Genomic DNA, 22,594 nt, shown 5'->3' with positions numbered 1-22,594 from the left:
CTGACCGACCCTAATCGCCCGCGCCGCGGCGTGCCGGTCGGGCTGTTGTGATTCACAACTCCCTCGGGCGAAAGCCGTGCCGCCGCAACGAGAGCCGTGATCCACGTGGAACCCCGGATGCACTCGATGCCGGTTGAGCGACTGTGCCGCCGCCGGTTTCGGCATCGACCGCAAGTACGCGTCAGGTGCGTCGAGGTGGCGCCGCACGCTTGGCGTAGCCGCTGATCGGGCTGATCTCCATCCGATGGATCCCGCTCAGCGCCGCGATCCGCTCCGTGGTGTAGCGGAACAGGTCGTCCGCGTCTCGGCAGACGACGCAGACCAGCAGATTGTGCGGTCCGGTGGTGGCGCCGACGAACGCCGCCTCCGGATCGGCGGCCAGCGCGGTCGCGACGGCGACGAGCTGGGCGGGGGCGACCGTGAGCCACAGCAGGCTCTGCACGGCGTAGCCGAACAGAGCCGGATCGATCTCGACGTCGAAGCCGAGCACCCGGGCGTGACGCAATTCCTCGAGCCGCCGCCGTACCGCGGATTCCGACCAGCCGACGGCTCGTGCCAGGCGCGGATACGCGGCCCGCCCGTCGGCGGCGAGCGCGCGGAGCAGACGCCGATCCAGTTCGCTCGGCGTCACGGTCGCGGCCGGATCCGTGTCGGGCGCACGCAGGGCCGCGGTCTGCTCGGTGGACAGCGCCGACATCCGTCCCTGCCAGCGGCGCTGCATGACATGCCGCAGCACGCGGTGGGCGTCCACCGTGTGGACGGCCGGATGGCGAGCCAGCTCGGGCAGGGGAGCGTCGCCGGGAACGCGGAACAGGCAGACCAACTCGGACCCACCGCCGACGACGGTCACCCAGGCGGTGTCGGCCCGGCGCGCCAGCGTGTCGGCCAGCGCGGCGGTGGCATCGGGACGGACCCGCAGACGGACCAGCCACTCGGCTTGGCCTACCCGCGCGGTGTCGGCGACCCCGGTGACGCGCAGCCCGCCGGTGTCGAACAGCCGCCGGTAGCGGCGAGCCAGGGTGCGTTCGGAGACCTCCAGCACCGGCGCGAGTCTGCTGAACGGCGCGCGGCCGTCGAGCTGCAGGGCGTGCAGCAAACTCCGGTCGACGTCGTCCAGGATGACCGAATCCACCATGTCAGCGTAGGGCAGTGCCGGAATCCGGCGAATCGCCCGTGCGCACGGGCGGTACGGCGGCGCCGGGACAAACATCGACGGCGTGCAGAAACCCATCGACGCCCTTCACCACACCGCAATCCTGACCCGAGATCTGGACGGCCTGGAACGCCGCTATCTCGACCTCGGGTTCACACTGAGTCCCCGCTCGCGGCACCTGCTCAGCGCACAGCCGGGCGAGCCGCCCACGCCCGGATGCACGGCCAACCGGTGCGTGTTGTTCGGCGGGTCCTATCTCGAATTGCTCGGCATCGTCGACGAGACCGCACCGGATCCCTGGCACACCAAAGCGATGGCCGACGAGTACGAAGGTTTCCGCCTGCTCAACCTGGAGACCGGCGACGCCGAGTCCGCGCGGCGGCAGCTGCTCGCGGCGGGGCTGCGTGCCACCGGCGTGCTCGACCTCGAGCGCGACGTCGAGACCGAGGACGGCGTGCGCACGGTGCGCGCGCGGGCCGTGCACGTGGATCCGAGCTCGACGCCCGAGGCCCTCCTCGGCGTCGCCCAGCATCTGACCCGCGAATACGTGCACCAGCCGCGCTACCTCTCGCACCCGAACGGCGCGCGTGCCATCGCCGCCGTGCTGATCGTCGCGGCCGATGCCGAGTTCGACGGGATCGTCGAACGCTACGGCCGCATCCTGGAGGCGCCCGCCGTGGGCAAAGGGCCGCTGACCGTGCTGGAGCTGGGTACGGCGCGGTTGGAACTGGTGCGCGCGTCCCAGGCCGACGCCGTGTTGCCGGGCGAGCCGGCGCCCGCACCGTCGTACCTGGCCGCCATGACGATCGCCGTGCGCGACCTTCGCATCGCACGCGATGTCATCGAGAACACGGGTGTGCCGGTGCGCGAGACGGACGAGGGATTCTTCGTCTCCGCGCGCGACGCCTACGGCGCCGGCCTGTTCTTCGTGGCGCGCTGAGTCAGCGGCGGGCGGGGCCCTCGCCGAGGCGCGGTTCGGCGAGGGTGGAGCGCTTGCGGCCGTATCCGAGGTAGACCGCGATGCCGACCAGCACCCACACGCCGAAGCGCACCCAGGTCAGCGCCTCCAGAGTGGTCGCGAGCAGGACGCAGCCGATCAGCGCGAGCAGCGGAACGACGGGCACCAGCGGGGTGCGGAACGGGCGTTCCCGTTCGGGCTCCGCCCGGCGCAGCACCAGCACGCCAACGCACACCACCGCGAACGCCGACAGCGCGCCGATGTTCACCAGCTCGACCACGATGTCGATCGGCAGCAGTCCCGCGATGATCGCGCCGAGCGCGCCGAGCAGCACGGTCAGCCGGACCGGGGTGGACCGCTTCCCGGTCGCCGCGAGACCGAAGGGCAACAGCCGGTCGCGGCACATGGCGAACATCAACCGCACCTGCGCGTAGACGATCAGCAGCAGGCCTTTGGTGAGCGCGATGATCGAGGCGATCACGATGACGTCGCCGATCCAGCCGATGCGCACCGCGCCGAACGCGGTCGCGATCGGCGCGCTGTTGTTCAACGTGGCGAACGGCACCATGCCGGTGAGCACGGCGCTGACCAGCGCGTAGAGCACGGTGGCGATGAGTACCGTCCCGATGATCGCGAACGGCAGGTCGCGCCGTGGATTACGGGCCTCCTCCGCCGACGCGGCGACCACGTCGAAGCCCAGGAATGCGAAGAACGCGATCGCGGCGCCGCCGACGATCCCGCCGATGCCGAACGGCGCGAACGGGGTCCAATTGTCCACGCTCACGTGCGGGCCGCCGACGGCGATCACCAGCACGAGCACGCCGATGGTCACCGCGACCAGCGCCTTGGTGATGCGCGCGGTGAACGTCACCTCGCCGACGAGCACCGCGACGACGGCGGCGACGATCAGTACGGCGGGCAGGTTCACCACGCCGCCTTCGGCGGGCCCTGCGACGAGTGCGTGCGGGACGGTGATGCCGAACAGCGAATCCAGCGCGGACACCGTTGTCCCGGACCAGCCGATCGCCACCGCGGCTCCCGCGATGACGAACTCGAGCAGCAGGTTCCAGCCGACCAGGAACGCGGGTGCTTCGCCGAGGGTCGCGTAGGTGTAGGTGTAGGCGCTGCCGGAGACCGGAACCATCGCCGCGAGTTCGCTGTAGCACAGGGCGACCAGCACGCACACCGTTCCGGCCAACGCGAACGACAGCACGATGGCGGGCCCGGCCTTCTCCGCGGCGGCCACACCGGTGATGACGAAGATTCCCGCGCCGACGATGGTGCCGACGCCCATGGCGGTGAGATCGAGCCGGCCGAGCCTGCGCGCCAGCGTGGGCGCGCCCGTCTCGGTCGCGGTGTCGGGCAGGCGGCGGCGCCAACGCCGGGCTGATTCGGTGGTCATGACTCCCTTACGCGAACGGTCCGTCGGTCGCGGCCGGTGCCGAACCGATGGACCATTCTCGCCGCGCCGCAGCGCGTGGGAATAACTGGGGTGTTGCGCTCAGCTGCTCGACGACGCGGCGAACGGCGTGGCGGCGGCGACGCGAGCGGTGCGGTTGGGATGCCGCCACAAGCCCCTGCGTTCCAGGATCGGCAGCACGCCTTCGCCGAGAACCAGTAGGCCTCTTCCAGATGGGGGTAGCCGGAGAGGATGAAGTGCTTGATGCCCAGACGCGCGTATTCGGCCAGCCGATCGGCGACTTCGGCGTGCGAGCCCACCAGCGCGGTGCCCGCGCCGCCGCGGACCAGGCCGACACCGGCCCACAGATTGGGCGCGATCTCCAACCGGTCGGTGCTGCCGCCGTGTAGTTCGCTCATCCGTCGCTGGCCTTCGGACTCGCTGCGGGCCAGATTGCTCTGCACCCGCTCGATGTCGGCGGGGTCGATGCCTGCCAGCAGGCGGTCGGCCTCGGCCCAGGCCTGCTCGGAAGTGTCCCGGCTGATCACGTGGACGCGCAGGCCGTAGTCGAGGACGCGGCCGTGGTCCACCGCCAGGCGGCGGATCCATTCCAGCTTCCTGCTCACCGCGAGCAGCGGCTCGCCCCAGGTCAGGTAGGTGTCGCTGTAGCGGGCCGCGATCGGGCCCGCCGGTTCGGAGGAGCCGCCGAAGAACACCGGCGGTACCGGGTCCGGTCGGTTGCCCAGCAGCGCCTGGTGGACTCGGATGTGCTCGCCCTCGAAGCTCACCGGCTCGGTGGAGGTCCACAGCTCTCGCACGACGTGCAGGAACTCGCCGGTGCGGGCGTAGCGCTGGGTCTTGTCCAGGAAGTCACCGTAGGCCTGCTGCTCGTGCGGCTCTCCGCCGGTCACCACGTTGAGCAGCAGCCTGCCCCTGGAGTGCCGCTGGAAGGTGGCCGCCATCTGGGCCGCGAGGGTCGGGCTCACCAGGCCGGGACGGAAGGCGACCAGGAACTCGAGTGTCTCGGTGGTCTCGACCATCATCGCGGTGGTCAGCCACGCGTCCTCGCACCACGCGCCGGTCGGGGTGAGCACGGCCTCGAAACCGTTGTCCTCGGCGGCGGCGCCGATCTGATTCAAGTACCGCAGGCTCGCCGGGCGGTCGCCGGACATGAAGGTGCCGTGCCCGCCCGCGATCAGGGCGCGGGAATCGCCGTAGGTGGGCAGGAACCAGTGGAACGACAGACTCATGCTGAGCCAACTCCCTTCCGGAGACCGCGGCCGCGCCGATGACGGATTGATCTAGGCGGTGCGCCCGGTGGGCTCGCCGCAGTGGTCCATGCTGGCCGCTCGACGGGGCCGGGTCACGGTTTGCGACCAGCCCGGTTTTTATTCGGGTATCCGGCCGTGTCAATATTCGTGACTAGACGTAACCACGAATCACACGTAATCTGAGCTCAGCACGCACCCTCCGGGTGCGAGGCGGATCGGACGAAACGAGTACCTCAATGACGCGGCATGTCGACGTATTGATCATCGGCGCTGGGCTGTCCGGAATCGGCATGGCCTGCCATCTCACCAAGGAGCAGACGGGACGCAGCTACGCGATCCTGGAGCGCCGGACGGCCATCGGCGGCACCTGGGACCTGTTCCGTTATCCGGGCATCCGCTCCGATTCCGACATGTACACCTTCGGTTACGGCTTCCGGCCGTGGAACGGCACCAAGGTCCTCGCCGACGGGCCGCACATCCGCCGGTACATCGAGGAAACCGCCGCGGAATACGGCGTCACCGAGCACATCCGGTTCGGCCGGAAGGTGACCACGGCGCGCTGGTCCAGTGCGACGGCCACCTGGACCGTGGCGGCGCTCGATGAGCAGACCGGCGAGTCCGAGGTCTACACCAGCGACTTCCTGGTCGGCTGCACCGGCTACTACGACTACGACAACGGCTACCGGCCGCGGTTCCCGGGCGAGGAGAACTTCGGCGGGCAGATCGTGCACCCGCAGCATTGGCCCGAAGACCTCGACTACACCGGCAAGCGGATCGTCGTGATCGGCTCCGGAGCCACCGCGATCACGCTGATCCCGGCGATGAGCGACGCGGCGGAGCACGTCACCATGCTGCAGCGCTCGCCGACGTATATCACCGCGCTGCCCGCCGACGACCCGGTCGCGGTGGGGATGAAAGCCGCCAAGGTGCCCGAGAAGCTTGCCTACCGGATCGGGCGGGCGCGCAACATCGCTTTGCAGCGCGCGAGTTTCCAGCTGTCGCGCACCAATCCGGAAGCGGCCAAGAAGCTGCTGCTGGCCGCCGTGCGGATGCAGGTCGGCCCTGGCATCGACATGCGGCACTTCACCCCGAGTTACAACCCGTGGGACCAGCGGCTGTGCGTAGTGCCCAACGGGGATCTGTTCAAGGTGCTGCGCAGCGGCAAAGCCTCCATCGTCACCGACCGCATCGAGACTTTCACCGAGATGGGCATCCGCCTCGTCTCCGGCGAAGAACTGCCCGCCGACCTGGTGATCAGCGCCACCGGCCTGAACGTGCAGATGCTGGGCGGCGTGACACTCGAGATCGATGGCGAGCCGGTGGTAACCCGCGACCGGGTGGTCTACAAGGGAACCATGCTCGACGGCGTGCCGAACGCGGTGATGGTGCTCGGCTACACGAACGCCTCCTGGACGCTGAAGGCGGACTTGGCGGCCGAGTACTTCTGCCGCGTGCTCAACCACATGAACAAGCACGGCTTCACCCGGGTGGAGGCCGTCGCCGCCGAGCGTGACCGAGGCGCCGATTCGGTGATGGGCGGGGCACTGACTTCCGGCTACATCCAGCGCGGCGACGCGGTGATGCCCCGGCAGGGTACCAACGGTCCCTGGCAGGTGATCAACAACTACTTCCGCGACCGCAAGCTGCTGCGCAAAGGCGCACTCGAGGACGGAGTGCTGGCGTTCAGCCGGGCCGAGAAGTCGCCGGCCTCCGCACGGCCGCTGGAAGGCATCCGCAGCGCCTGAGCGCCGCCGATCACTTCACTGCGGCGGGCACGACGAGGTGTCCGCCGCCAGCGCGGGCAACGCGCACAGCGCGGTTCGCGGGTAGTAGGCGCCCATGATGTCGGTGGCGGCCTGAGCGGGAGGCGTGCCGCCGGGCACCCGCTGCACCGCCTGCGCAAAGCCGTCGTCCGGCAGCATGGTGCGCAGCAGGAGCACCTGCTGCCGGTCGGCGTACGCGGAGGCGAAAGGCACGAAGGTCGCGCCGGGGATCTGGTCGTGCTCGTTGCTGTTCCGCGCCGACGACGTAGGTGTAATAGCCGTCGGTGTCCACCACGGTCTGGTCGTCGGTGCGGCATCCCTCGTCGACGCTGCCGTCCGGCAAGGGGTTGCGGCCCACCGGGCCGGGCAGCAGCGACGGGTAGACGCACATCGAGAAGTAGCGCACGTCCGCCGCCGGGCGCGGGGTGCTCGCCGCGCACGGTGCGCTCCCAGCCAGGCACCGCACTCTACGAGGGATGCCCGTCCGGGCCGGAGCCGGAACCGTCTCGCGCGTTACAGACCGAGCAGAGTCTCCGCGATCGTCCCGATGGCGTCGCGAAATTCGGCGCGACCGAGTTCGTCGTCGCTGCGGCGCGCGAGCACGCCCGCGGTCAGGGTGTAGCCGATGGTTTCCGCGATCACCCGCGGCGTCGTCACCGGGGTGACGCGGCCTGCGTCGATTTGGCGCTGGAGATATCGGGTGAAGCGGCGGATCGGGCGTTCGGTGATCTCCTCGGCCAGCGCGGCGACCTTGGGGTCCACCGCCCCGCGCTCATCGATCAGGCGCAGCATGGGACCCGCCGCGGCGACCGCCGTGGCGAAGGAATCGATGGTGGCGCGCAGCATCCTTCGCGGATCGTCGTCCTCGATGCCCGGCTCCTGGGCTGCGAGGAAATCGTCGCGGACCCGCTCGGCCAGCGCGAGGAAGATCTCCTCTTTCGAGGCGAAGTAGATGTACATCGTCGCCCGGGAGACGCCCGCCGCCGCGGTGATCGCGGCGACTGTGGTGTTGTCGTAGCCGCGCTCGGCGAACACCCGGGCGGCGGCGTCGAGCAGGTCGCGGTGCCGGGAGGTGTGCGAACGCTCCCGCGCGGCACGCACCGACCAGGTGGACTGGGTCACGGAGTTCATCGTGACGGATATTGACGTTGACGTCAATGTCAACGACACTGGGCGGCATGCAGCTGGTCGTGGCGAACAGGGGAGAAATAGCGGTGCGTGTGGTGCGTACCGCCCGGGAACAGGGCTGGCGCACCCTGGCGATGCATACGGCGGAGGAACGGGACGCGTTGCACGTCCGTCTGGCCGACGACGCGGTGGCATTGCCCGGCGTCGGCGCCGCGGCCTACCTCGACGTGCCTGCGGTCGTCGCGGCGGCGCGAAAGGCGGGGCCGGGCGCCTTGGTGCACCCCGGCTACGGATTCCTCAGCGAGAGCGCGGAATTCGCGGCCGCGTGCGCGGCGAGCGAGCTCGTGTTCGTCGGTCCTTCGGCGGAGGCGCTGGAAGTCTTCGGGGACAAGACCGCGGCGCGCGCGGCGGCCGAACGCGCGGGCGTCCCGGTACTCCCGGCGACCCGCCGCGGCGCGGACGTCGCCGCGGTCCGGACACTGCTCGCCGCTCATCCCGACGGAGTGATGGTGAAGGCCGCCGGGGGCGGCGGCGGACGCGGCATGCGAGCGGTGCGCGACGCCGCGCGCGTGCCGGAGGCCTTCGAACGCTGCCGCGCGGAGGCGCTGGCCGGATTCGGCGACGACGGGGTCTACGCGGAGGCGCTGGTCAGCGGAGCGCGTCACATCGAAGTCCAGATCGTCGCGGATGGCTCAGCGGCGGCGGCCGTCGGCGATCGCGATTGCAGTGTGCAACGCAGGCAGCAGAAACTGCTCGAAGTGGCGCCCGCTCCCCAGCTCTCCGCGGTGTCGCGGGAGCGGTTGCACTGCTGGGCCGTCCAGCTCGCCGAATCCGTCGGCTGCCGCGGCGTCCTCACCGTCGAGTTCCTCGTGCGCGGCGAGGAGGCCTGGTTTCTCGAGGTCAACCCGCGGCTGCAGGTGGAGCACACCGTCACCGAAGCGGTCACCGGGATCGATCTGGTCGCGGTGCAATGCGATCTCGCCCGCGGGGCCACGCTGGCCGATCTCGCGTTGCCGGACCCCGCGTCCGCACGCGGCTACGCGGTGCAGGCGCGCCTGAACGCCGAAACCGTCACCGCGGGCGGGGACGTGCTGCCCGGCACCGGCACGCTGACCCGGTTCGCGCCCCCGACCGGCGCCGGTGTGCGGGTCGACACCGCCGCGTATACCGGGATGCGCCAGGACGCGCGCTTCGACTCCCTGCTGGCGAAGATCGTCGCCGCCGGTCCCTCCTATCCGGCCGCGCTGCGCCGGTGCGCCGACGCGCTGGCCGAGACCGTCGTCACCGGTGTGGACACGAACGTCGCCGTGCTGCGCGCGGTCGTGGCGGACCTGTCGCAGGGCCGCGTCGTGCCGACCACGTGGTTCGAGCAGAATGTCGATGCGTTGGCCCGGCGCGCAAGCGATTTCGTCGATGCCCTGCCCGTCGCGCCGGACGCGGAGGAGGTCACGGCGGCCGAGGTGACGCTGGCAGGCGACGAGGAAGCGGTGCGGTCGCCGATGGGCGGCACGGTGGTCGCTCTCGCCGAATCCGGCGCCGTCGTCGCGGCGGGTGGCGAGGTGGCGGTGCTGGAAGCGATGAAGATGCAGCACGTGGTGCGCGCCGAGCAGGACCTGCGGGTGTGCCGCCACGTCGTAGCGGTCGGCGCGGTCGTCGATCCGCATGCGCCGCTGCTGACCTTCGTCGCCGCCGAGCACGACGGCACGGTCGCGGAACACGCCGCGATCGACTTGGACGCGGTGCGCGCCGATCTCGCCGAGGTCGATGCCCGACACCGCGTCGGCCTCGACGAAGCCCGCCCGGAGGCGGTCGCGAAACGTCATCGGCTCGGGCGGCGCACCGCCAGGGAGAACATCACCGACCTGGTCGACGCGGACAGTTTCGTGGAGTACGGCGCGCTGGCCGTCGCTGCGCAGCGCCTGCGCCGCAGCCAGGAGGATCTGATCGCGAACACACCCGCCGACGGACTGATCGCGGGGGTCGCCACCATCGACGCCGAGCGATTCGGTCCCGATCGCTCGCGTGCGGTCGTGCTGTCCTACGACTACACGGTGCTGGCGGGCACCCAGGGAATGCGCAACCACGTCAAGACCGACCGGATGCTGGAACTGGCTCGCGAACAAGGACTTCCGGTGGTGTTCTTCACCGAGGGCGGCGGCGGCAGACCGGGCGACACCGACTATCCCGGCATCTCCGGACTCGACGTCACCACCTTCCGCGCGATGGGTGCGCTCGCGGGCCGGGTTCCGTTGATCGGGATCGTGTCCGGCCGGTGCTTCGCGGGTAACGCGGCGCTGCTCGGCATGTGCGACGTCGTGATCGCCACACCGGACGCGAACATCGGCATGGGCGGCCCCGCCATGATCGAGGGCGGCGGGCTCGGCGTGTACGCCCCGGAGGACATCGGCCCCGTCGAGGTGCAGCGCCGCAACGGTGTCGTGCACATCGTCGCCGCCGATGAGGCCGAGGCGGTCGCCACCGCCCGTCGCTATCTCGCCTACTTCCGAGGCGCTACCGAGGACTGGATCGCACCGGACCCGCGCCTGGCGCGGCACGTCGTCCCCGAGAATCGGCTGCGCGCGTTCGACATCCGCGCCGTGATCGAGGCCGTCGCGGATGTCGGGTCGGTGCTGGAGCTGCGGCGCGACTGGGCCGCCGGGATCGTCACGGCCCTGATCCGGGTCGAAGGACGGCCGTTCGGGTTGATCGCCAACGACTGCCACCATCACGGCGGGGCGATCGACGCTCCCGCCGCGGACAAGCTCAGCATGTTCCTGCGCCTGTGCGACGCGCACGGCCTGCCGATCGTCTCCTTGTGTGACACACCGGGATTCATGGTGGGCCCCGACGCGGAGAAGGACGGCACGGTGACGAAGTTCAGTCGCCTGTTCATCGACTCCGCCGCGCTCTCCGTGCCGCTGGGCACCGTCATCGTGCGCAAGGGCTACGGTCTGGGCGCCCAAGCCATGGCGGCGGGCTCGTTCCGCGCGCCCCGGTTCGTCGTCGCCTGGCCGACCGGGGAAATCGGCGGCATGGGTCTGGAAGGCGCGGTCCGCCTCGGCTTCGCCAAAGAGCTCGCCGCCATCGAGGATCCGGGTGAGCGGCAGCAAGCGTTCGACAATCTGGTGCAGCTCGCCTACGCCAACGGCAAGGCGCTCACCGCCGCGACCGTCCTGGAAGTCGACGACGTCATCGATCCGGCCGACACCCGCCGCTGGATTCGCACCCTGCGCTGACCCACCGGCCCACGAGCGCGGGGAGAGGACGGCCCCCGCGCTCGACGCCCGGCCGGTGGGTGCGGTTGAGGTCATGATCCGCACGCGCGCCACATCAGGTGCCGTGCCAGGACGGTCCGTCCTCGCCACGGGACCGCGGACCGGCGAGCCGGGCAACGCCCACGACACATCCACGGCAGAGAGACATGCCGGAACCAGCCGGTGTGCCGTTCCGGGCACGGCTTCCTGCTCGCTCATCGGCGTCAGCGTGCGCGAAAACCGATTCGTTTCGGGGAATTCACGCGTGGCGGCGCAGTAGAACGGAGTTTTCCCGTGAACTCATCCCTTGCCTGGCGCAGCGCGCCGCGCACCCACCGTCCCGATCCCGGACCCGCGCCGAGCACGACCGAACGCGGGGCCGGTGGTGCGGATCCGGGGCAGTGAGATGGCCCGGGAAAGCTGTCACGCCCGAGCGGGTGTCGCCCGCTGGTGAAGACGTTGCCGGTCAACGCCGTCCCCGGAAGGTGCGGCGTAGGTCGTCGGTCCATCGGCCGGGGATTTCCCAGGGAATGAAGTGCCCGCCGTGGTCGTGGACGGTCAGGTTGACGTGGTTGTACCACTGGGCGCGGTCGCCGGTGCGGAAGTGTTCCACGCGTTGGGCGGTGCTGATGCCGGGTGGGTTCTCGTAGCCGACGAAGGTGATGCCGGTGGGGGCCTGCACGACCGGCAGGCGGTCGTGCGAAGGTGTCCAAGGATAGCGGTTGTGGTTGGCGTAGAGGCGAATCGAGGTGCCGATGGTGTTGGTGGCCCAATAGATCGTGGCGTGCGTGAGGAGATCGTCTTTGCTGAAGACGGTTTCGATGTCGCCGCCGTTGTCGCTCCATTTGATCCAACGTTCCAGGATCCACGCCAGCATGCCCGCCGGGGAATCGGACAGGGCGTGGGCGAGGGTGCTGGGAGCGAGCAGGTGTGCGGCCAGGTGGACGGCGAAACGTCTGTCCAACTCGACGATTCGGGCGCGTACCTCGGCGGGCAGGCCGTCGGGAATCGGCTGGCCGCCGCTGAAGTCCCAGGCGCGATCACCGTTGAAGAAGTCGAGTCTCAGTCCGGATCCGATGTGGATGGCATACAACTCGTCGGCGTACTTGTGGCCGAGTTGCGCGGTGACCAGCGCGCCCACGTCGCAGCCGGCGGCACCGTATTTCTCGTGGCCCAGCACATCGGTCATGAGCGTGTGCCAGAGGTCGGCGACCTTCCAGAAGTTCAGGTCCGGCCGGTTGGCCAATGGGCTGGAGAACCCGAAGCCGGGAAACGAGGGCACGATCACGTCGAACGCCTCGGCCGGGTCACCGCCGTGCACGCCCGGATCCGCCAGCAGGTCGGCGACCTTGGACCAGTGCCAGAACGTCCACGGCCAGCCATGTGTCAGTATCAGCGGCGTCGGATCCGGCCCGACGCCGGGCCTGCGCATGAAATGCACCGGCACGTCATCGATCTCGATCTGGTAATGCTGGTAGGTGTTGATCCGGGCCTCGGCTGCGCGCCAGTCGTATCCATCGCGCCAGTAGTCGACGAGTTCTTGGAGATAGCTTCGAGGAACGCCGTAGTACCGGTCTTCATTGCCGACATCGTCGGGCAGGCGGGTCAGATCCAGGCGCTGCCGCAGGTCGGTGAGCACGCTGTCGGGGACGTGAATCCTCGTCGGCGTCAAGGGGAAGGGTCGCACCTCACTGGTTCCGTCGCTCATCGGGCCCTCCTGTGCCGTCCGGTCGCCCACTTTGCATAAGCAGCTTATTTAAGCAACTTTTATAAGCGCCGGATATAGTTGGGCGTGTGGATGACATCGACGATTTCGACGTGGACGCCTTCGCCACGGCGATCGAGGACTTCAACCGGGTCTACATCCGCATCCCGGTGCGGGAGAAACTGCCGTTCACCACGCTGTCGGTGCTCGACACCCTGGCTCACCGTGGCCCGGCGCGGCTGACCGATCTGACCGAGACCGAGCAGCTGACCCAGCCGGGCATCACGCAACTCATCGCGCGCTTGGAGCGCGACGGGCTGGTGCAGCGCCACCGTGACCCCGACGATGGACGGGCCGTCATCGTGTACCTGACCGAGGCGGGCCGGCGGGTGCGGCGAGCTCGCCATGACGACCGCATCCGATACCTGACTCCGATGGTTCGCGAACTCGGCCCCGCACACCGCCAGGCGCTCGCCGCCGCACTGCCCGCCCTCGCCCGGCTCGCCCAGTTGCAGCGAGAGCGCTGACGCGCACGGCATGCGCCGCCGGTGCAGGTGTGCGGCAAGCGGTGGATCCGTACCCTGCTCGGAGTGACTCGAGATCAGACCACATCGCCGAGAGTCGTAGCGACGGATTCCTACCGGACGATCGAGAATCCCTCCGAGACGCAGCTGCACGACATCCTCGCGGACATGAACCTGAGTGTGCCGTTCGTGATCGTCGACCGGCTCGGCGGCCCCGAACCCGGCGACTATTACATCCAGGTTCACCTCGATGAACAAGTGGATCCTGAGCAGGGGCACGGCTATATCGTCGAATTCCGCGACGGAGGACCGGATGCGCATTTCCGTGCCACCGTCAGCGACGACGTTCCGTGGGACGGCGTCTACTCTCCCGCATTCGAGACCGTGGTGAACGCCGTCCAGGGCTGGGCATTCCAGCGCGGAGGTTGGCGAACGGCACTGGGCTGGGAACGGCTCGAGTTCGACCACTGACCAGCCGAGGCGACAGGCGCTGTCTGCTCTCCACGCCGCCCGCATGGACGTCAGCGGCGGGTGTTCACATGATCGGCGGCCGAACTTGTCGTGGTGCGCCGGGATACTCGGCACCCGGCCCATCTTCGTGACGAACTGGAGGAGTCATGGCGCGCGATCTCGACGACCTGCCGTACGCGCGATACCTCACCGCACCGGACGGCGACCTCGAAGCGGAAGGCGACTACGACTGCGTGCGGGTGGACGGCGGCGTGCTGGAGGACCTCGATGTGCGGCACGCGCGGTTCAACGAGTCCGTGTTCACCTCGACCACCTTCACCCGGGGGACTCTGCGCTACAGCCGGTTCGCCGAGGTGTGGCTGCGTCATGTCCGCTGGGTCGGCACCGAGCTGGCCGACACGGCATGGATCGACGGCGAGGTGGTGTCGGGGGCGATGTCTGGCGTCGACTTCGCGGGCGCCAACCTGCGGCGGGTGCGATTCGAAGGCTGCAAGTTCGACTCGGTGAACTTCCGCGGCGCCCACCTGCGCGAGGTGTCCTTCACCGATTGTGTGCTGCGCGATTGCGATTTCGCCGAAGCAGCCCTGACCGACATCACGGTGCCCGGCTCCGAACTCGTCCGCCTTTCTTTGCGCAACGTTCGCTCGGCGAAGGTGGACCTGCGCGGCGCGACGGCGCTGGACATCGCCGACGGGCTCGACAGCCTGCGCGGCGCGACGATCACAGGCCCACAACTGATGGATCTCGCGCCCGCCTTCGCGCGTTCCATCGGTCTCACCGTGTCGGATTGACCACCTGCGGTTCGCCGAGATGCCGCTGCCGGGCGAACACCTCCGTGCGCCTGCGCCTGCCGCACCGGCATTTCGGCGAACCGCCGATGAGCCCGACACCCGATTGATACATTGCGCCGATACCGCGCAGTACCGCTTTTATCGAGGACACGAGCCATGATCGATCCGGATTCCCTCCGCAGTACCGAGGGTGTGCGCGCTCTGGTACGCATCGCCGGAGAGTGTGGCATGGCGCCCGCGGAGTGCCTGGCCGGAACGGCGCTGGCGCCGGCCGCACTGGACGATCCGTGCGCCGAGATCACCGCCCGCGACGAACTGCGGATAGTGCGCGCGGTGCTCGGCCGCTTCGGCGACGAGCCCGGGTTGCATCTCGCGGCGGCGGTCCGTCACCGCATGCGGTCGCGCGGGCCGTGGGGGCTCGCGCTGCTGGGCAGCCGGACGCCGCGGGAGCTGATCGAGGTGGGGCTGCGCTGCGTCGGCCGCGCGGTGCCGTTCGGGCGAGTGACCGTCGAGGAAGCCGACGGTGAAGCCCGGCTGGTGTTCGAGGACGCGAATCTTCCGCCCGGCATGCGGGCGTGCTTCGCCGAGGCGACGCTGGCCGGGTTGCCCGCCTTCGATCGTGAACTGTTCTCCGTCGGCGTCCCGGTGCGGCGGGTCAGTTTCCGGCACGCCTGCCCGGGCGACACCAAGCGCTATCGGGACGTCTTCGGCGTGGTGCCGATCTTCGGCGCGCCGATGAGCGCGGTGGTCTTCGATCGGGGCGTGCTCGACCGGCCCCTGCCGCCGGTGAGCGCCGCCGCCAAGGACAACTGCGGGCTACTGTGCCGCGACCTGCTCGACCGGCACCGGCCCCGCACCGGGGTCGCCGCGTCGGTGCGTGATCGCCTGGTCCGCACTCCGGGTGAGATCCCCGATCAGGCGACGGTCGCGCTCGGGCTGTACATGAGCTCGCGCACCTTGTCGCGGCGGCTGCACGAGGAGGGAACCTCGTTTCGCGCCTTACTGGACGAAGTGCGTCAGACCATGTCCGAGGTGTTGCTCGCGCACACCGATATGACGACGGAACAGGTCGCGGCGCGGCTCGGCTATGCGGAGGCGGCCTCTTTCATCCGAGCCTTCCGCCGCTGGCAGGGCTGCCCTCCACAGACGTTTCGCTCGCGGGGAAGGCGCTCGCAGCGTGCCCCCGAACTGGTCTGAGCGTCCCGCTCCCGCCGGGCGCGTCGGCCTGCCGGAGCACCCTACGTCGGGCGGAAGCGGGCAGACGGTCGGCTATCGTGCTGCGGGGCAGCGGGCGGGTCGATCCGGCGCTGGGATCGCCTCCAGCAACGCTCCCGTACTATCGCGATCGGAGTCGGCCTGCCGGGGAGATGAAGGAGGAGGGTGTGGAAGTTCGCACCAGCAACGAGCCACTGTGGTTACGGTTGGGCCAACGACTTCCGGAGCATTCCGCGCCGGCGGGCGCCGCGGCACACTCGGTTGTGGGAGCCGTCCGATGAGCGACGAAGGCGCCGACCTACGCTGCGCGGGATGCTCGGCGGTCGGACTCGACAGCCCGCGGTGCGGGTCCTGCGGTTCGGAACTCGGTTATCGGTACGTCGCGCTGCCCGCTGATGATTCGTCGCCGTGCGTCGACTGCGGGGGCGATCGATTCGACGCGACCGGGCACTGCGCGCAGTGCGGCCGGTCCCGGACGATGCCGGATCGCTTCGACACCGATCTCGGCGCGGTCGCGGTGCTCACCGATCGCGGCATCGTCCACGCGCGCAACGAGGATGCCGTGGCGGCCGGGGTGCTCGACGGCGCGGCGACCGGGGTGGCCCCGACCGTCGTGATCGCGGTCAGCGACGGAGTGTCGACCTCGTCGCGCCCGCAGGTGGCCTCCGGCGCCGCCGTCCGGGCCGGCGTCGGCGCCACCGCCGCCGCACTCGCCTCCGGCAGGCCCGCGACCGAGGCCGTCATGGCCGGGCTGGTGGCCGCGGCGCAGGCGGTCCGCGACGTCGACGTTCCCGACGGCCCGGCACCCTCGTGCACCTACGTCTCCGCCATCGTTTCCCACCACGGCGACCAGGCCGAGATCACCGTGGCCAATGTCGGTGACAGCAGGGCGTATTGGCTGCCCGCGGCCGTGGACGGCCGAGCGGGCGACGAGCCCGCCCAGCGCTTGACCGTCGACGACTCCTGGGCTCAAGCGCTCGTCGACGCGGGCGCGATGGACGAGCGTGCGGCGATGGCCGACCCTCGCGCGCACACGCTGATCCGCTGGCTCGGCGCGGACAGCCCGTCCAAGCCCTGGGCGGACAATTGTGTGCGGACCGTGCGCGTCGCGGGGCCGGGGATGCTGCTGTTGTGCTCGGACGGATTGTGGAACTACTCGCCTTCTCCGTCCGCGCTGGCCCAGCACGTGGCGGGGGCATCGCCCGCGGCCGCGGCGCGCGCACTGGCGCAGTTCGCGTTGCGTTGCGGCGGCGGCGACAACATCACGGTCGCACTGGCGCCCGTGCCGTGGGAGAGCGGTCCGGCAGTTCCATAGACAGCGGTGTTCATGGTTGCGTATGGTCATCGACTATGACGAAGTTCGCCGGCAAAACCTGTCTGATCACCGGCGCCGCCAGCGGTCTCGGTCGTAGTACGGCACTCGCGGCGGCGGCCAAGGGCGCCGCGCTCGTGCTGACCGACATCGCCGCCGATGGCCTGGCGCGCACGGCCGCCGACGCGCGCGCCGCGGGCGCGACCGTCCACCTGGCGGAGGCGGCCGATGTCGGTGATTACGATCAGGTCGTCGCCTTGGCGGCTCGAGCGCACGATGCGGTCGGCAGCGTCGACATCGTCATGAACGTGGCGGGCATCGCCACCTGGGGCACCGTGGATCGGCTGACACACGACCAATGGCGGCGCACCATCGACATCGACCTCATGGGCCCCATCCACGTGATCGAAGCCTTCGTCCCGCCGATGATCGCGGCCGGACGCGGCGGCCACTTGGTGAACGTGTCCTCGGCGGCGGGCCTGTTCGGCCTGCCCTGGCACGCGCCCTACAGCGCGAGCAAGTTCGGTCTGCGCGGGGTGTCGGAGGTGCTGCGCTTCGACTTGGCGCGCCACCGCATCGGCGTGAGCCTGGTGTGCCCGGGTGCGATGGCCACGCCCATGGTCGACAGCGTGGACATCGCGGGCGTCGACCGCACGGCCGAGGCGGTGCAGCAAGGCGTCGCCCTGTTCATGCGGCACGCGGTCACGCCGGAGGCGGCGGCGCGCTCCATCGTGCGCGGCGTCGAGCGCAATCGCTATCTGGTGTTCACCTCGCCGGATATTCGCGTCGGCTTCTGGGCGCAGCGATACTTTCCACCCGCGTACAACGTCGCGATGCGTGGGTTGAACTGGGCGATGAATCGCTATGTCGAGCAGAAGGCAGGCGCCGCCGCGAGCTGACGCGTGGCGGGGCGGATGCCGGGGACCAGCCGCGACCGGCCATGATCGTGGTCATGGCATCGGCTGTCTACTTGATCACCGGCATCCAGGCCGCGGGCAAATCCACAGTCGCGCAGGCGCTGGCCGAACGGCTGCCGCGCTCGGTGCACGTGCGCGGAGACGTCTTCCGTCGTTTCGTGGTGAACGGGCGTGCGGAGATGAGCGCCGCCCCCTCGGCCGAGGCGCTGACCCAATTGCGGTTGCGGCACAGCCTGGCCGCCGCGACGGCCGACGCCTACGCCGAAGCCGGGTTCACGGTCGTGCTACAGGACGTCGTCCTCGGCGAATTCCTGCCGTGGCTGGCGGACCTGATCGTCACGCGACCGCTGTACGTCGTCGTGCTGGCGCCGCGCCCGGAGGTCGTCCTCGCACGCGAGGCCGCGCGTGGCAAGGACGCCTACGACGAATTCACCGTCGCCGGGCTGGACGAGGTGCTGCGCTCGACCACTCCCCGCATCGGGCTCTGGATCGACAGCTCCGATCTGACGGTGGAGCAGACGGTGGATCGAATCCTCGCCGACGCGAAGCCGCTGACGGACTGACGCCGCCGCGGTCGGGCTCTGCTCAGGGAGCGTCGCGCGGCACCTGCAGGGGAGTGAGCGAACTGGTGGCCGGGCCTTCGAGCAGGGTGCCGTCGGCGGCGAAACGCGAGCCGTGCAACGGACAGTCCCAGGTGCGTTCGGCGTCGTTCCAGTTGACGATGCCGTACAGGTGCGGGCACACCGCGGAGACCCGGTTCGTGACGCCGTCCACCGTGCACACGGCGGTGGGATGCAAGCCATCGCGCAGCACCGTGCCGCAGCCCTCGGCCGGAGCGGCGCCGTCGTGCCGAGTGACGATCCGCAGCCAGCCCGCGGAGAGTTTCTGCGCCACCGCGCCGTTCACTTTCGTGGCCGTGGGAAGCGCTTTGAGTTCGTCCGGACGCCAGCTCGCCAGCGCGCCCGCCCAGCGCGGTGGCGCCTCGGTGAGACGTCCGGCCAGTGCGATGGCCGCGGCCACACCGTTGGTGAGACCCCATTTGGCGTAGCCGGTGGCCAGTTGTATGTCGCTCTGCCCAGGTAGCACCGGACCCACGTAGGGCAGTTCACCGACGGGTGAGTAATCCTGAGCCGACCAGCGGTGCGTCAGCTCGGCGCCGGGGAACCAGGTGCGCGCCCAGCGCACCAGATCCTCGACTTTCTCGCGGGTCGATCCGCCGCGGCCGACGACGTGGCCGTTACCGCCGACCAGCAGCAGCTCCCCGTCGGGCCCCTGCGCGCGACGCAGGGAACGGGTGGGGCTCCCGGCGCTGATGTACATATCGCGCGGAGCGGGGCGGTCCAGGCGGAACGCCGTCAGATAGGAGCGTTGCGGCGTGAGGCGGGCGAAGAACCCGCCGCGATCGAGGATCGGTGTCCCGGTGGCCAGCACCACCCGGCGCGCGCCGAGGTCGCCGTGCTCGGTGGAGACGACGAGTTCACCGCTGCCGTGGTGCACGCCGCGGACCAGAGTGGATTCGTAGATCGGGGCGCCGTGCGACTCCACGTCGGCCGCGAGCGCGGCCAGCAGCGCCATCGGATCGAGTTGGGCCTGGTCCGCCAGGCGCACCGCACCGCGTGCGGGGAAGGGGACGTCGAGTTCACGGAGCAGTTCGGTCGGCAGGCCCGCTTTCTGCGTCGCGGCGTATTCCGCGCGCACCGCGGACATCTCCTCGTCGTTCTGCGCGTAGGTCAAGGCGGCTGCCCGCTCCACGGCGACCCCGTGGGCGGCGCAGAAACGCAGCAGCCAATCCTGCCCGGCCTGATTCGCCGCCACGTAGTCGCGCAACACGGCGTCGGAGTGATGTTTGGCGATCTGCTGAGCTCGAGTCCCCTGCAGCAGGCTGACTTTCCCGGTGGTGGCGCCGGTCGTTCCCGCACCGACGCGCCTGCCTTCGACCACGGCTACTTCGACGCCGTTCTCGACCAGCAGCAGTGCGGTCACCAGTCCGGTGAGCCCGCCGCCGATCACCACCGTGTCGAAGCGCGATCCCGGCGTCAACCGCAACCGCGCCGGAACCTGCGCGCCGTGCAACCATAGGGACGTCATAAGCCCGAGATAGCCGGTCTCGACGGGGTGAAACGCCCGTGCCGCCCGCTGTTCATACGCGCACCTGGCTGGTGAGCTGCCGATCGGCGGCGGCGAGCACTTCGGCGGCGCTGATCATCGTCAACCCGGGCGCGGGCTTGTCGGAGCGTGGCTCACCGGCATGCCCGGCCCACAGGGTGACATGGGCGGCGCGCTCCGGGGGCGGTCCCCAGACCGCGGGCGCGTCGGGGCCGAAGATCAGCACCGACGGCGTGCCGAACGCCGTGGCCAGATGCCCCACGCCGGTGTCGCCGCTGAGCACGAGGGCCGCGTCGGCCACCGTCACCGCGAGTTGGCGCAGCGTGAGTTCTCCTGCCAGCACACTGTTTTCGGGTAATCCGGCCTGTGCGGCGACGCTGCGTGCGAGCGGACGATCCGCGGCGCTGCCGACGATTCGTACGGGACATCCCCATTCGCGCAGACCGGCCGCGACGGCCGCGAATCGTTCGGCGGGCCAGCGCCGAGCGGGCGTACCGCCCGGGTAGACGACGATGGATCGTCGCTCGCCGGTGCTCTCCGGCGGCGGAGTGATGTCCAGGCGTGCCGGGTCGGCCGGGATACCCGCCCATTCCAGTAGCCGGCACCATCGCACGGTCTCGTGCAACTCGGGCTCGAACAGCGGGCCCGGCACGCGCGGAAAATCCTTGTGGCGGTGGGTGACCGTGCGTTCCGGATCGGTCGCCAGCAGGGCGCGGATACTGTCGCTCCCGGCGTCGTGCAGATTGATCGCGAAGGCCGGCGGCGGTGCGTTCCAGCGCAGCCCGCCCGCGAGCGGGGTGGCGTGGAGTTGATCGACGCAATCGGCCAGTTCCACGACCGGGCGCAGCCATCCCGGCGCGGCGAGGACGAGCCGGTGTCGCGGACGGACGTCGTGCAGCGCGCGCAGGGCGGGAATCGCCGTCAGCAGCTCCCGCAGCCCGTGTGCGCGCAAGGCGAGCAGGACAGTCACGGAAATGCCTCTCCATGTAGCGCGAACGGCACGGCCCCGCCGCCCGGGCCGACATCGTCGGCGGCCCGGGGCGGGTGTGCCACAAAGCTTCGAGTCGGTTCGCGCAATCCCCATCGGACGCCGGAGACCGTCTCGAAGCCCGCCGTCCGTTGCGGTCCTCGACGCCGTTGTCGAGGGGTGCGCCCGGTTAACGGCGGCACTCCCGCCGGGTTTCGGCGCCTGGACAACCACGGCGGAAGCGGCATTCGCAAATCGACGAGCGGTTCTTGCTACCTCTTGGAGTGCCCGGCATGCCCGGTTCGAAACCGAGGAGCCCCACATCGGCTTCCAGGAGCCCATCCGGCTACTTCGGCACGAAAATGCCGGTGAGGTCGGCCTTCCGAATCGGGGTATCCGGGTTGGCCTGTGCCGCGCACATCAGCTTGATCGCCGCGATCGCGGCGTCGACTGTCCTGGCGTCGGGCGTGCCGTCGCCCTCACGTTCCTGTTCGAGGAACTTCTCGGTGGTGACCCGCTGTTTATCCGGATCCTGGGCGACGTATTCGTTACACGGCGTATCGCCGCCCTTGTTCACGATCTTCTGCGGCTCGTCGCCACACCCCGCCGCGCATACCGTCAGCGCGGCGAGCACGGCGAGGCCCATCCGGCCCGCGGCGCTCATCGTCCGAACCCCGCCAGCGCCGAGGCCAGGTCCGGCACGTCGAGCGCCTGCACCGCCTGCTCACGGACATCCGGGCAGGACTGCGTGGTGAGTGCGTCTACCGTGCCCCGGTCCGCGACGACCACGTCGTTGAGGCCGCCGTTACGGGCGGCCCAGTTGTGCACGGTGCCGTTGAACGTCACTTTGGCCAGGGTGGCGCCTTGGCCGCGCCAGGTGTCGATGTCGGCGCGCATCATGTCGCACAATTGCGTTGCCGCCTCGGGGGTGATCTGGTCGGTGTCGGGGACCTGCGGACTGGAGGGGGCGGGCATGGTGATCGAAACGGTCGCGGGCTCGGGCGTGTCCGCCGCCGGACCGCCGTCGTCACCCGAACACGCCGCGATCGCCGAACTCGCCGCCAAGGCCCCGGCGAGCAGGGCGAAGCGGCCCAAGGGCCGGTTGGGCTGATTTGTCATTCTTTCCTTCTCCTGGGAGTCGAAGCCGCGTTTCCGCGGTCGGCCGTACCGTGCTCGGCCGGGCGCTCGATCAGTGACCGGCGGCGTCGCTCAGTCGCCTGCCTTCGCGCGCCTTGACGCGGCGGTGCTCGGCGACGATGACGAGGACGCCCGCGAGGATGCAGACGCCGCTGACGACTCCCGCGATCACCGCCCAGCCCGCGAATCCGTATCCGGCGGCGGTCAGCGTGAGCGCCATGGCCACGATGCCCACCGCGACCAGGATGATGCCGGGCCAGTTGCGGGCGTCCTCGATGGACTCTCCGGCGTGGCTGCGGTTGGTACGGGTGTCGTCCGGAAACGTGTGGGTCCGGGGTGCGTGCTGCTCTCCGGCGCCTGATCCCGCGGTCGGCTCGTTCGGTGCTGGCAGCATCGGATGTCCTTTCTGCTGAGCGGCAACGATTTCGGTGCGCATGCCGCCCAGGGCCCGGAGCGTTCCAGCCGGGCCATCCGGGGCGGCCATACCGCTCGGATGCCCGCGTTAGCCGATCCGAAACGCGGG

Annotated in this window: 20 protein-coding genes and 1 pseudogene; 10 read left to right on the top strand and 11 right to left on the bottom strand. The window is 70.0% G+C overall.

What is annotated here, in order from left to right:
• Positions 1-181: 181 nt before the first annotated feature.
• Positions 182-1,132 (bottom strand): Lrp/AsnC family transcriptional regulator, encoded by a 951-nt coding sequence (locus ACWEKR_RS10705; protein WP_452354280.1) that lies wholly within the window; start codon positions 1,130-1,132, stop codon positions 182-184.
• An 85-nt stretch (positions 1,133-1,217) separates the two neighbouring features.
• Here ACWEKR_RS10705 and ACWEKR_RS10700 point away from each other — a divergent pair, with 85 nt between their 5' ends.
• The gene (locus ACWEKR_RS10700) at positions 1,218-2,093 is read left to right on the top strand and encodes a VOC family protein (protein WP_452354279.1); all 876 of its coding nucleotides are present in this window, start codon (positions 1,218-1,220) and stop codon (positions 2,091-2,093) included.
• Between the two features lies 1 nt (position 2,094).
• Here ACWEKR_RS10700 and ACWEKR_RS10695 read toward each other — a convergent pair whose 3' ends face one another.
• Together ACWEKR_RS10695 and ACWEKR_RS10690 are read right to left on the bottom strand one after the other, a co-directional pair.
• Positions 2,095-3,513 (bottom strand): amino acid permease, encoded by a 1,419-nt coding sequence (locus ACWEKR_RS10695; protein WP_452354278.1) that lies wholly within the window; start codon positions 3,511-3,513, stop codon positions 2,095-2,097.
• A 99-nt stretch (positions 3,514-3,612) separates the two neighbouring features.
• A pseudogene (locus ACWEKR_RS10690) lies at positions 3,613-4,760 on the bottom strand (LLM class flavin-dependent oxidoreductase).
• A 257-nt stretch (positions 4,761-5,017) separates the two neighbouring features.
• Here ACWEKR_RS10690 and ACWEKR_RS10685 point away from each other — a divergent pair.
• Positions 5,018-6,526 carry a flavin-containing monooxygenase gene (locus tag ACWEKR_RS10685; protein WP_452354277.1) on the top strand — a complete coding sequence of 503 codons (1,509 nt, stop codon included), beginning with the start codon at positions 5,018-5,020 and terminating at the stop codon, positions 6,524-6,526.
• 15 nt (positions 6,527-6,541) lie between these two features.
• Here the strand turns inward: ACWEKR_RS10685 and ACWEKR_RS10680 are convergent, their stop codons facing one another.
• Both ACWEKR_RS10680 and ACWEKR_RS10675 read right to left on the bottom strand, forming a co-directional pair.
• Positions 6,542-6,757: a hypothetical protein gene (locus tag ACWEKR_RS10680; RefSeq protein ID WP_452354276.1), complete on the bottom strand. Its 216-nt coding sequence runs from the start codon at positions 6,755-6,757 to the stop codon at positions 6,542-6,544.
• A gap of 300 nt (positions 6,758-7,057) precedes the next feature.
• On the bottom strand, positions 7,058-7,666 hold the full coding sequence (locus tag ACWEKR_RS10675) for a TetR/AcrR family transcriptional regulator (protein WP_452354275.1): 609 nt from the start codon (positions 7,664-7,666) through the stop codon (positions 7,058-7,060).
• A gap of 56 nt (positions 7,667-7,722) precedes the next feature.
• Between ACWEKR_RS10675 and ACWEKR_RS10670 the strand changes: the two genes are divergently transcribed.
• Entirely contained in the window at positions 7,723-10,908 is a 3,186-nt protein-coding gene (locus ACWEKR_RS10670; protein ID WP_452354412.1) for a carboxyl transferase domain-containing protein, read from the top strand.
• A 484-nt stretch (positions 10,909-11,392) separates the two neighbouring features.
• Here ACWEKR_RS10670 and ACWEKR_RS10665 read toward each other — a convergent pair whose 3' ends face one another.
• Complete coding sequence (locus ACWEKR_RS10665; protein WP_452354274.1) at positions 11,393-12,634, bottom strand: epoxide hydrolase family protein; 1,242 nt, start codon at positions 12,632-12,634, stop codon at positions 11,393-11,395.
• Positions 12,635-12,720: 86 nt separating this feature from the next.
• On the opposite strand from ACWEKR_RS10665, the gene ACWEKR_RS10660 reads away from it, so the two are divergent.
• From ACWEKR_RS10660 to ACWEKR_RS10630, 7 genes are all read left to right on the top strand, one after another.
• On the top strand, positions 12,721-13,158 hold the full coding sequence (locus ACWEKR_RS10660; RefSeq protein ID WP_452354273.1) for a MarR family winged helix-turn-helix transcriptional regulator: 438 nt from the start codon (positions 12,721-12,723) through the stop codon (positions 13,156-13,158).
• A 63-nt stretch (positions 13,159-13,221) separates the two neighbouring features.
• Positions 13,222-13,626 carry a hypothetical protein gene (locus ACWEKR_RS10655; RefSeq protein ID WP_452354272.1) on the top strand — a complete coding sequence of 135 codons (405 nt, stop codon included), beginning with the start codon at positions 13,222-13,224 and terminating at the stop codon, positions 13,624-13,626.
• Between the two features lie 146 nt (positions 13,627-13,772).
• Positions 13,773-14,417: a pentapeptide repeat-containing protein gene (locus tag ACWEKR_RS10650; RefSeq protein WP_452354271.1), complete on the top strand. Its 645-nt coding sequence runs from the start codon at positions 13,773-13,775 to the stop codon at positions 14,415-14,417.
• Positions 14,418-14,573: 156 nt separating this feature from the next.
• Entirely contained in the window at positions 14,574-15,614 is a 1,041-nt protein-coding gene (locus ACWEKR_RS10645) for an AraC family transcriptional regulator (protein ID WP_452354270.1), read from the top strand.
• Between the two features lie 295 nt (positions 15,615-15,909).
• Positions 15,910-16,947 (top strand): PP2C family protein-serine/threonine phosphatase, encoded by a 1,038-nt coding sequence (locus tag ACWEKR_RS10640; RefSeq protein WP_452354269.1) that lies wholly within the window; start codon positions 15,910-15,912, stop codon positions 16,945-16,947.
• A 35-nt stretch (positions 16,948-16,982) separates the two neighbouring features.
• Positions 16,983-17,843 carry an SDR family oxidoreductase gene (locus ACWEKR_RS10635; RefSeq protein ID WP_452354268.1) on the top strand — a complete coding sequence of 287 codons (861 nt, stop codon included), beginning with the start codon at positions 16,983-16,985 and terminating at the stop codon, positions 17,841-17,843.
• Positions 17,844-17,896: 53 nt separating this feature from the next.
• On the top strand, positions 17,897-18,424 hold the full coding sequence (locus tag ACWEKR_RS10630) for an AAA family ATPase (protein WP_452354267.1): 528 nt from the start codon (positions 17,897-17,899) through the stop codon (positions 18,422-18,424).
• 22 nt (positions 18,425-18,446) lie between these two features.
• On the opposite strand, the gene ACWEKR_RS10625 is transcribed toward ACWEKR_RS10630, so the two are convergent.
• From ACWEKR_RS10625 to ACWEKR_RS10605, 5 genes are all read right to left on the bottom strand, one after another.
• Complete coding sequence (locus ACWEKR_RS10625) at positions 18,447-19,949, bottom strand: FAD-dependent oxidoreductase (RefSeq protein ID WP_452354266.1); 1,503 nt, start codon at positions 19,947-19,949, stop codon at positions 18,447-18,449.
• Between the two features lie 52 nt (positions 19,950-20,001).
• Entirely contained in the window at positions 20,002-20,937 is a 936-nt protein-coding gene (locus ACWEKR_RS10620) for a glycosyltransferase family 9 protein (RefSeq protein ID WP_452354265.1), read from the bottom strand.
• Positions 20,938-21,280: 343 nt separating this feature from the next.
• Positions 21,281-21,580: a hypothetical protein gene (locus ACWEKR_RS10615; protein ID WP_452354264.1), complete on the bottom strand. Its 300-nt coding sequence runs from the start codon at positions 21,578-21,580 to the stop codon at positions 21,281-21,283.
• A gap of 14 nt (positions 21,581-21,594) precedes the next feature.
• Positions 21,595-22,053, bottom strand: a complete 459-nt coding sequence (locus tag ACWEKR_RS10610) for a hypothetical protein (RefSeq protein WP_452354263.1) — start codon at positions 22,051-22,053, stop codon at positions 21,595-21,597.
• Positions 22,054-22,123: 70 nt separating this feature from the next.
• Positions 22,124-22,465 (bottom strand): hypothetical protein, encoded by a 342-nt coding sequence (locus tag ACWEKR_RS10605; RefSeq protein WP_159840587.1) that lies wholly within the window; start codon positions 22,463-22,465, stop codon positions 22,124-22,126.
• Positions 22,466-22,594 lie beyond the last annotated feature (129 nt).

It is taken from the genome of Nocardia sp. NPDC004573, from assembly GCF_053602135.1.
The sequence above is the reverse complement of the archived record's forward strand: the minus strand, read 5'-3'. Positions and strand labels throughout refer to the sequence as shown.

What these genes read in the sequence shown, in the direction of transcription:
- ACWEKR_RS10695 (WP_452354278.1), bottom strand. Translation starts at nt 3,513, where the DNA reads ATGACCACCGAATCAGCCCGGCGTTGGCGCCGCCGCCTGCCCGACACC.
- ACWEKR_RS10685 (WP_452354277.1), top strand. Translation starts at nt 5,018, where the DNA reads ATGACGCGGCATGTCGACGTATTGATCATCGGCGCTGGGCTGTCCGGA.
- ACWEKR_RS10670 (WP_452354412.1), top strand. Translation starts at nt 7,723, where the DNA reads ATGCAGCTGGTCGTGGCGAACAGGGGAGAAATAGCGGTGCGTGTGGTG.
- ACWEKR_RS10665 (WP_452354274.1), bottom strand. Translation starts at nt 12,634, where the DNA reads ATGAGCGACGGAACCAGTGAGGTGCGACCCTTCCCCTTGACGCCGACG.
- ACWEKR_RS10650 (WP_452354271.1), top strand. Translation starts at nt 13,773, where the DNA reads ATGGCGCGCGATCTCGACGACCTGCCGTACGCGCGATACCTCACCGCA.
- ACWEKR_RS10645 (WP_452354270.1), top strand. Translation starts at nt 14,574, where the DNA reads ATGATCGATCCGGATTCCCTCCGCAGTACCGAGGGTGTGCGCGCTCTG.
- ACWEKR_RS10640 (WP_452354269.1), top strand. Translation starts at nt 15,910, where the DNA reads ATGAGCGACGAAGGCGCCGACCTACGCTGCGCGGGATGCTCGGCGGTC.
- ACWEKR_RS10635 (WP_452354268.1), top strand. Translation starts at nt 16,983, where the DNA reads ATGACGAAGTTCGCCGGCAAAACCTGTCTGATCACCGGCGCCGCCAGC.
- ACWEKR_RS10630 (WP_452354267.1), top strand. Translation starts at nt 17,897, where the DNA reads ATGGCATCGGCTGTCTACTTGATCACCGGCATCCAGGCCGCGGGCAAA.
- ACWEKR_RS10625 (WP_452354266.1), bottom strand. Translation starts at nt 19,949, where the DNA reads ATGACGTCCCTATGGTTGCACGGCGCGCAGGTTCCGGCGCGGTTGCGG.
- ACWEKR_RS10615 (WP_452354264.1), bottom strand. Translation starts at nt 21,580, where the DNA reads ATGGGCCTCGCCGTGCTCGCCGCGCTGACGGTATGCGCGGCGGGGTGT.
- ACWEKR_RS10610 (WP_452354263.1), bottom strand. Translation starts at nt 22,053, where the DNA reads ATGACAAATCAGCCCAACCGGCCCTTGGGCCGCTTCGCCCTGCTCGCC.
- ACWEKR_RS10605 (WP_159840587.1), bottom strand. Translation starts at nt 22,465, where the DNA reads ATGCTGCCAGCACCGAACGAGCCGACCGCGGGATCAGGCGCCGGAGAG.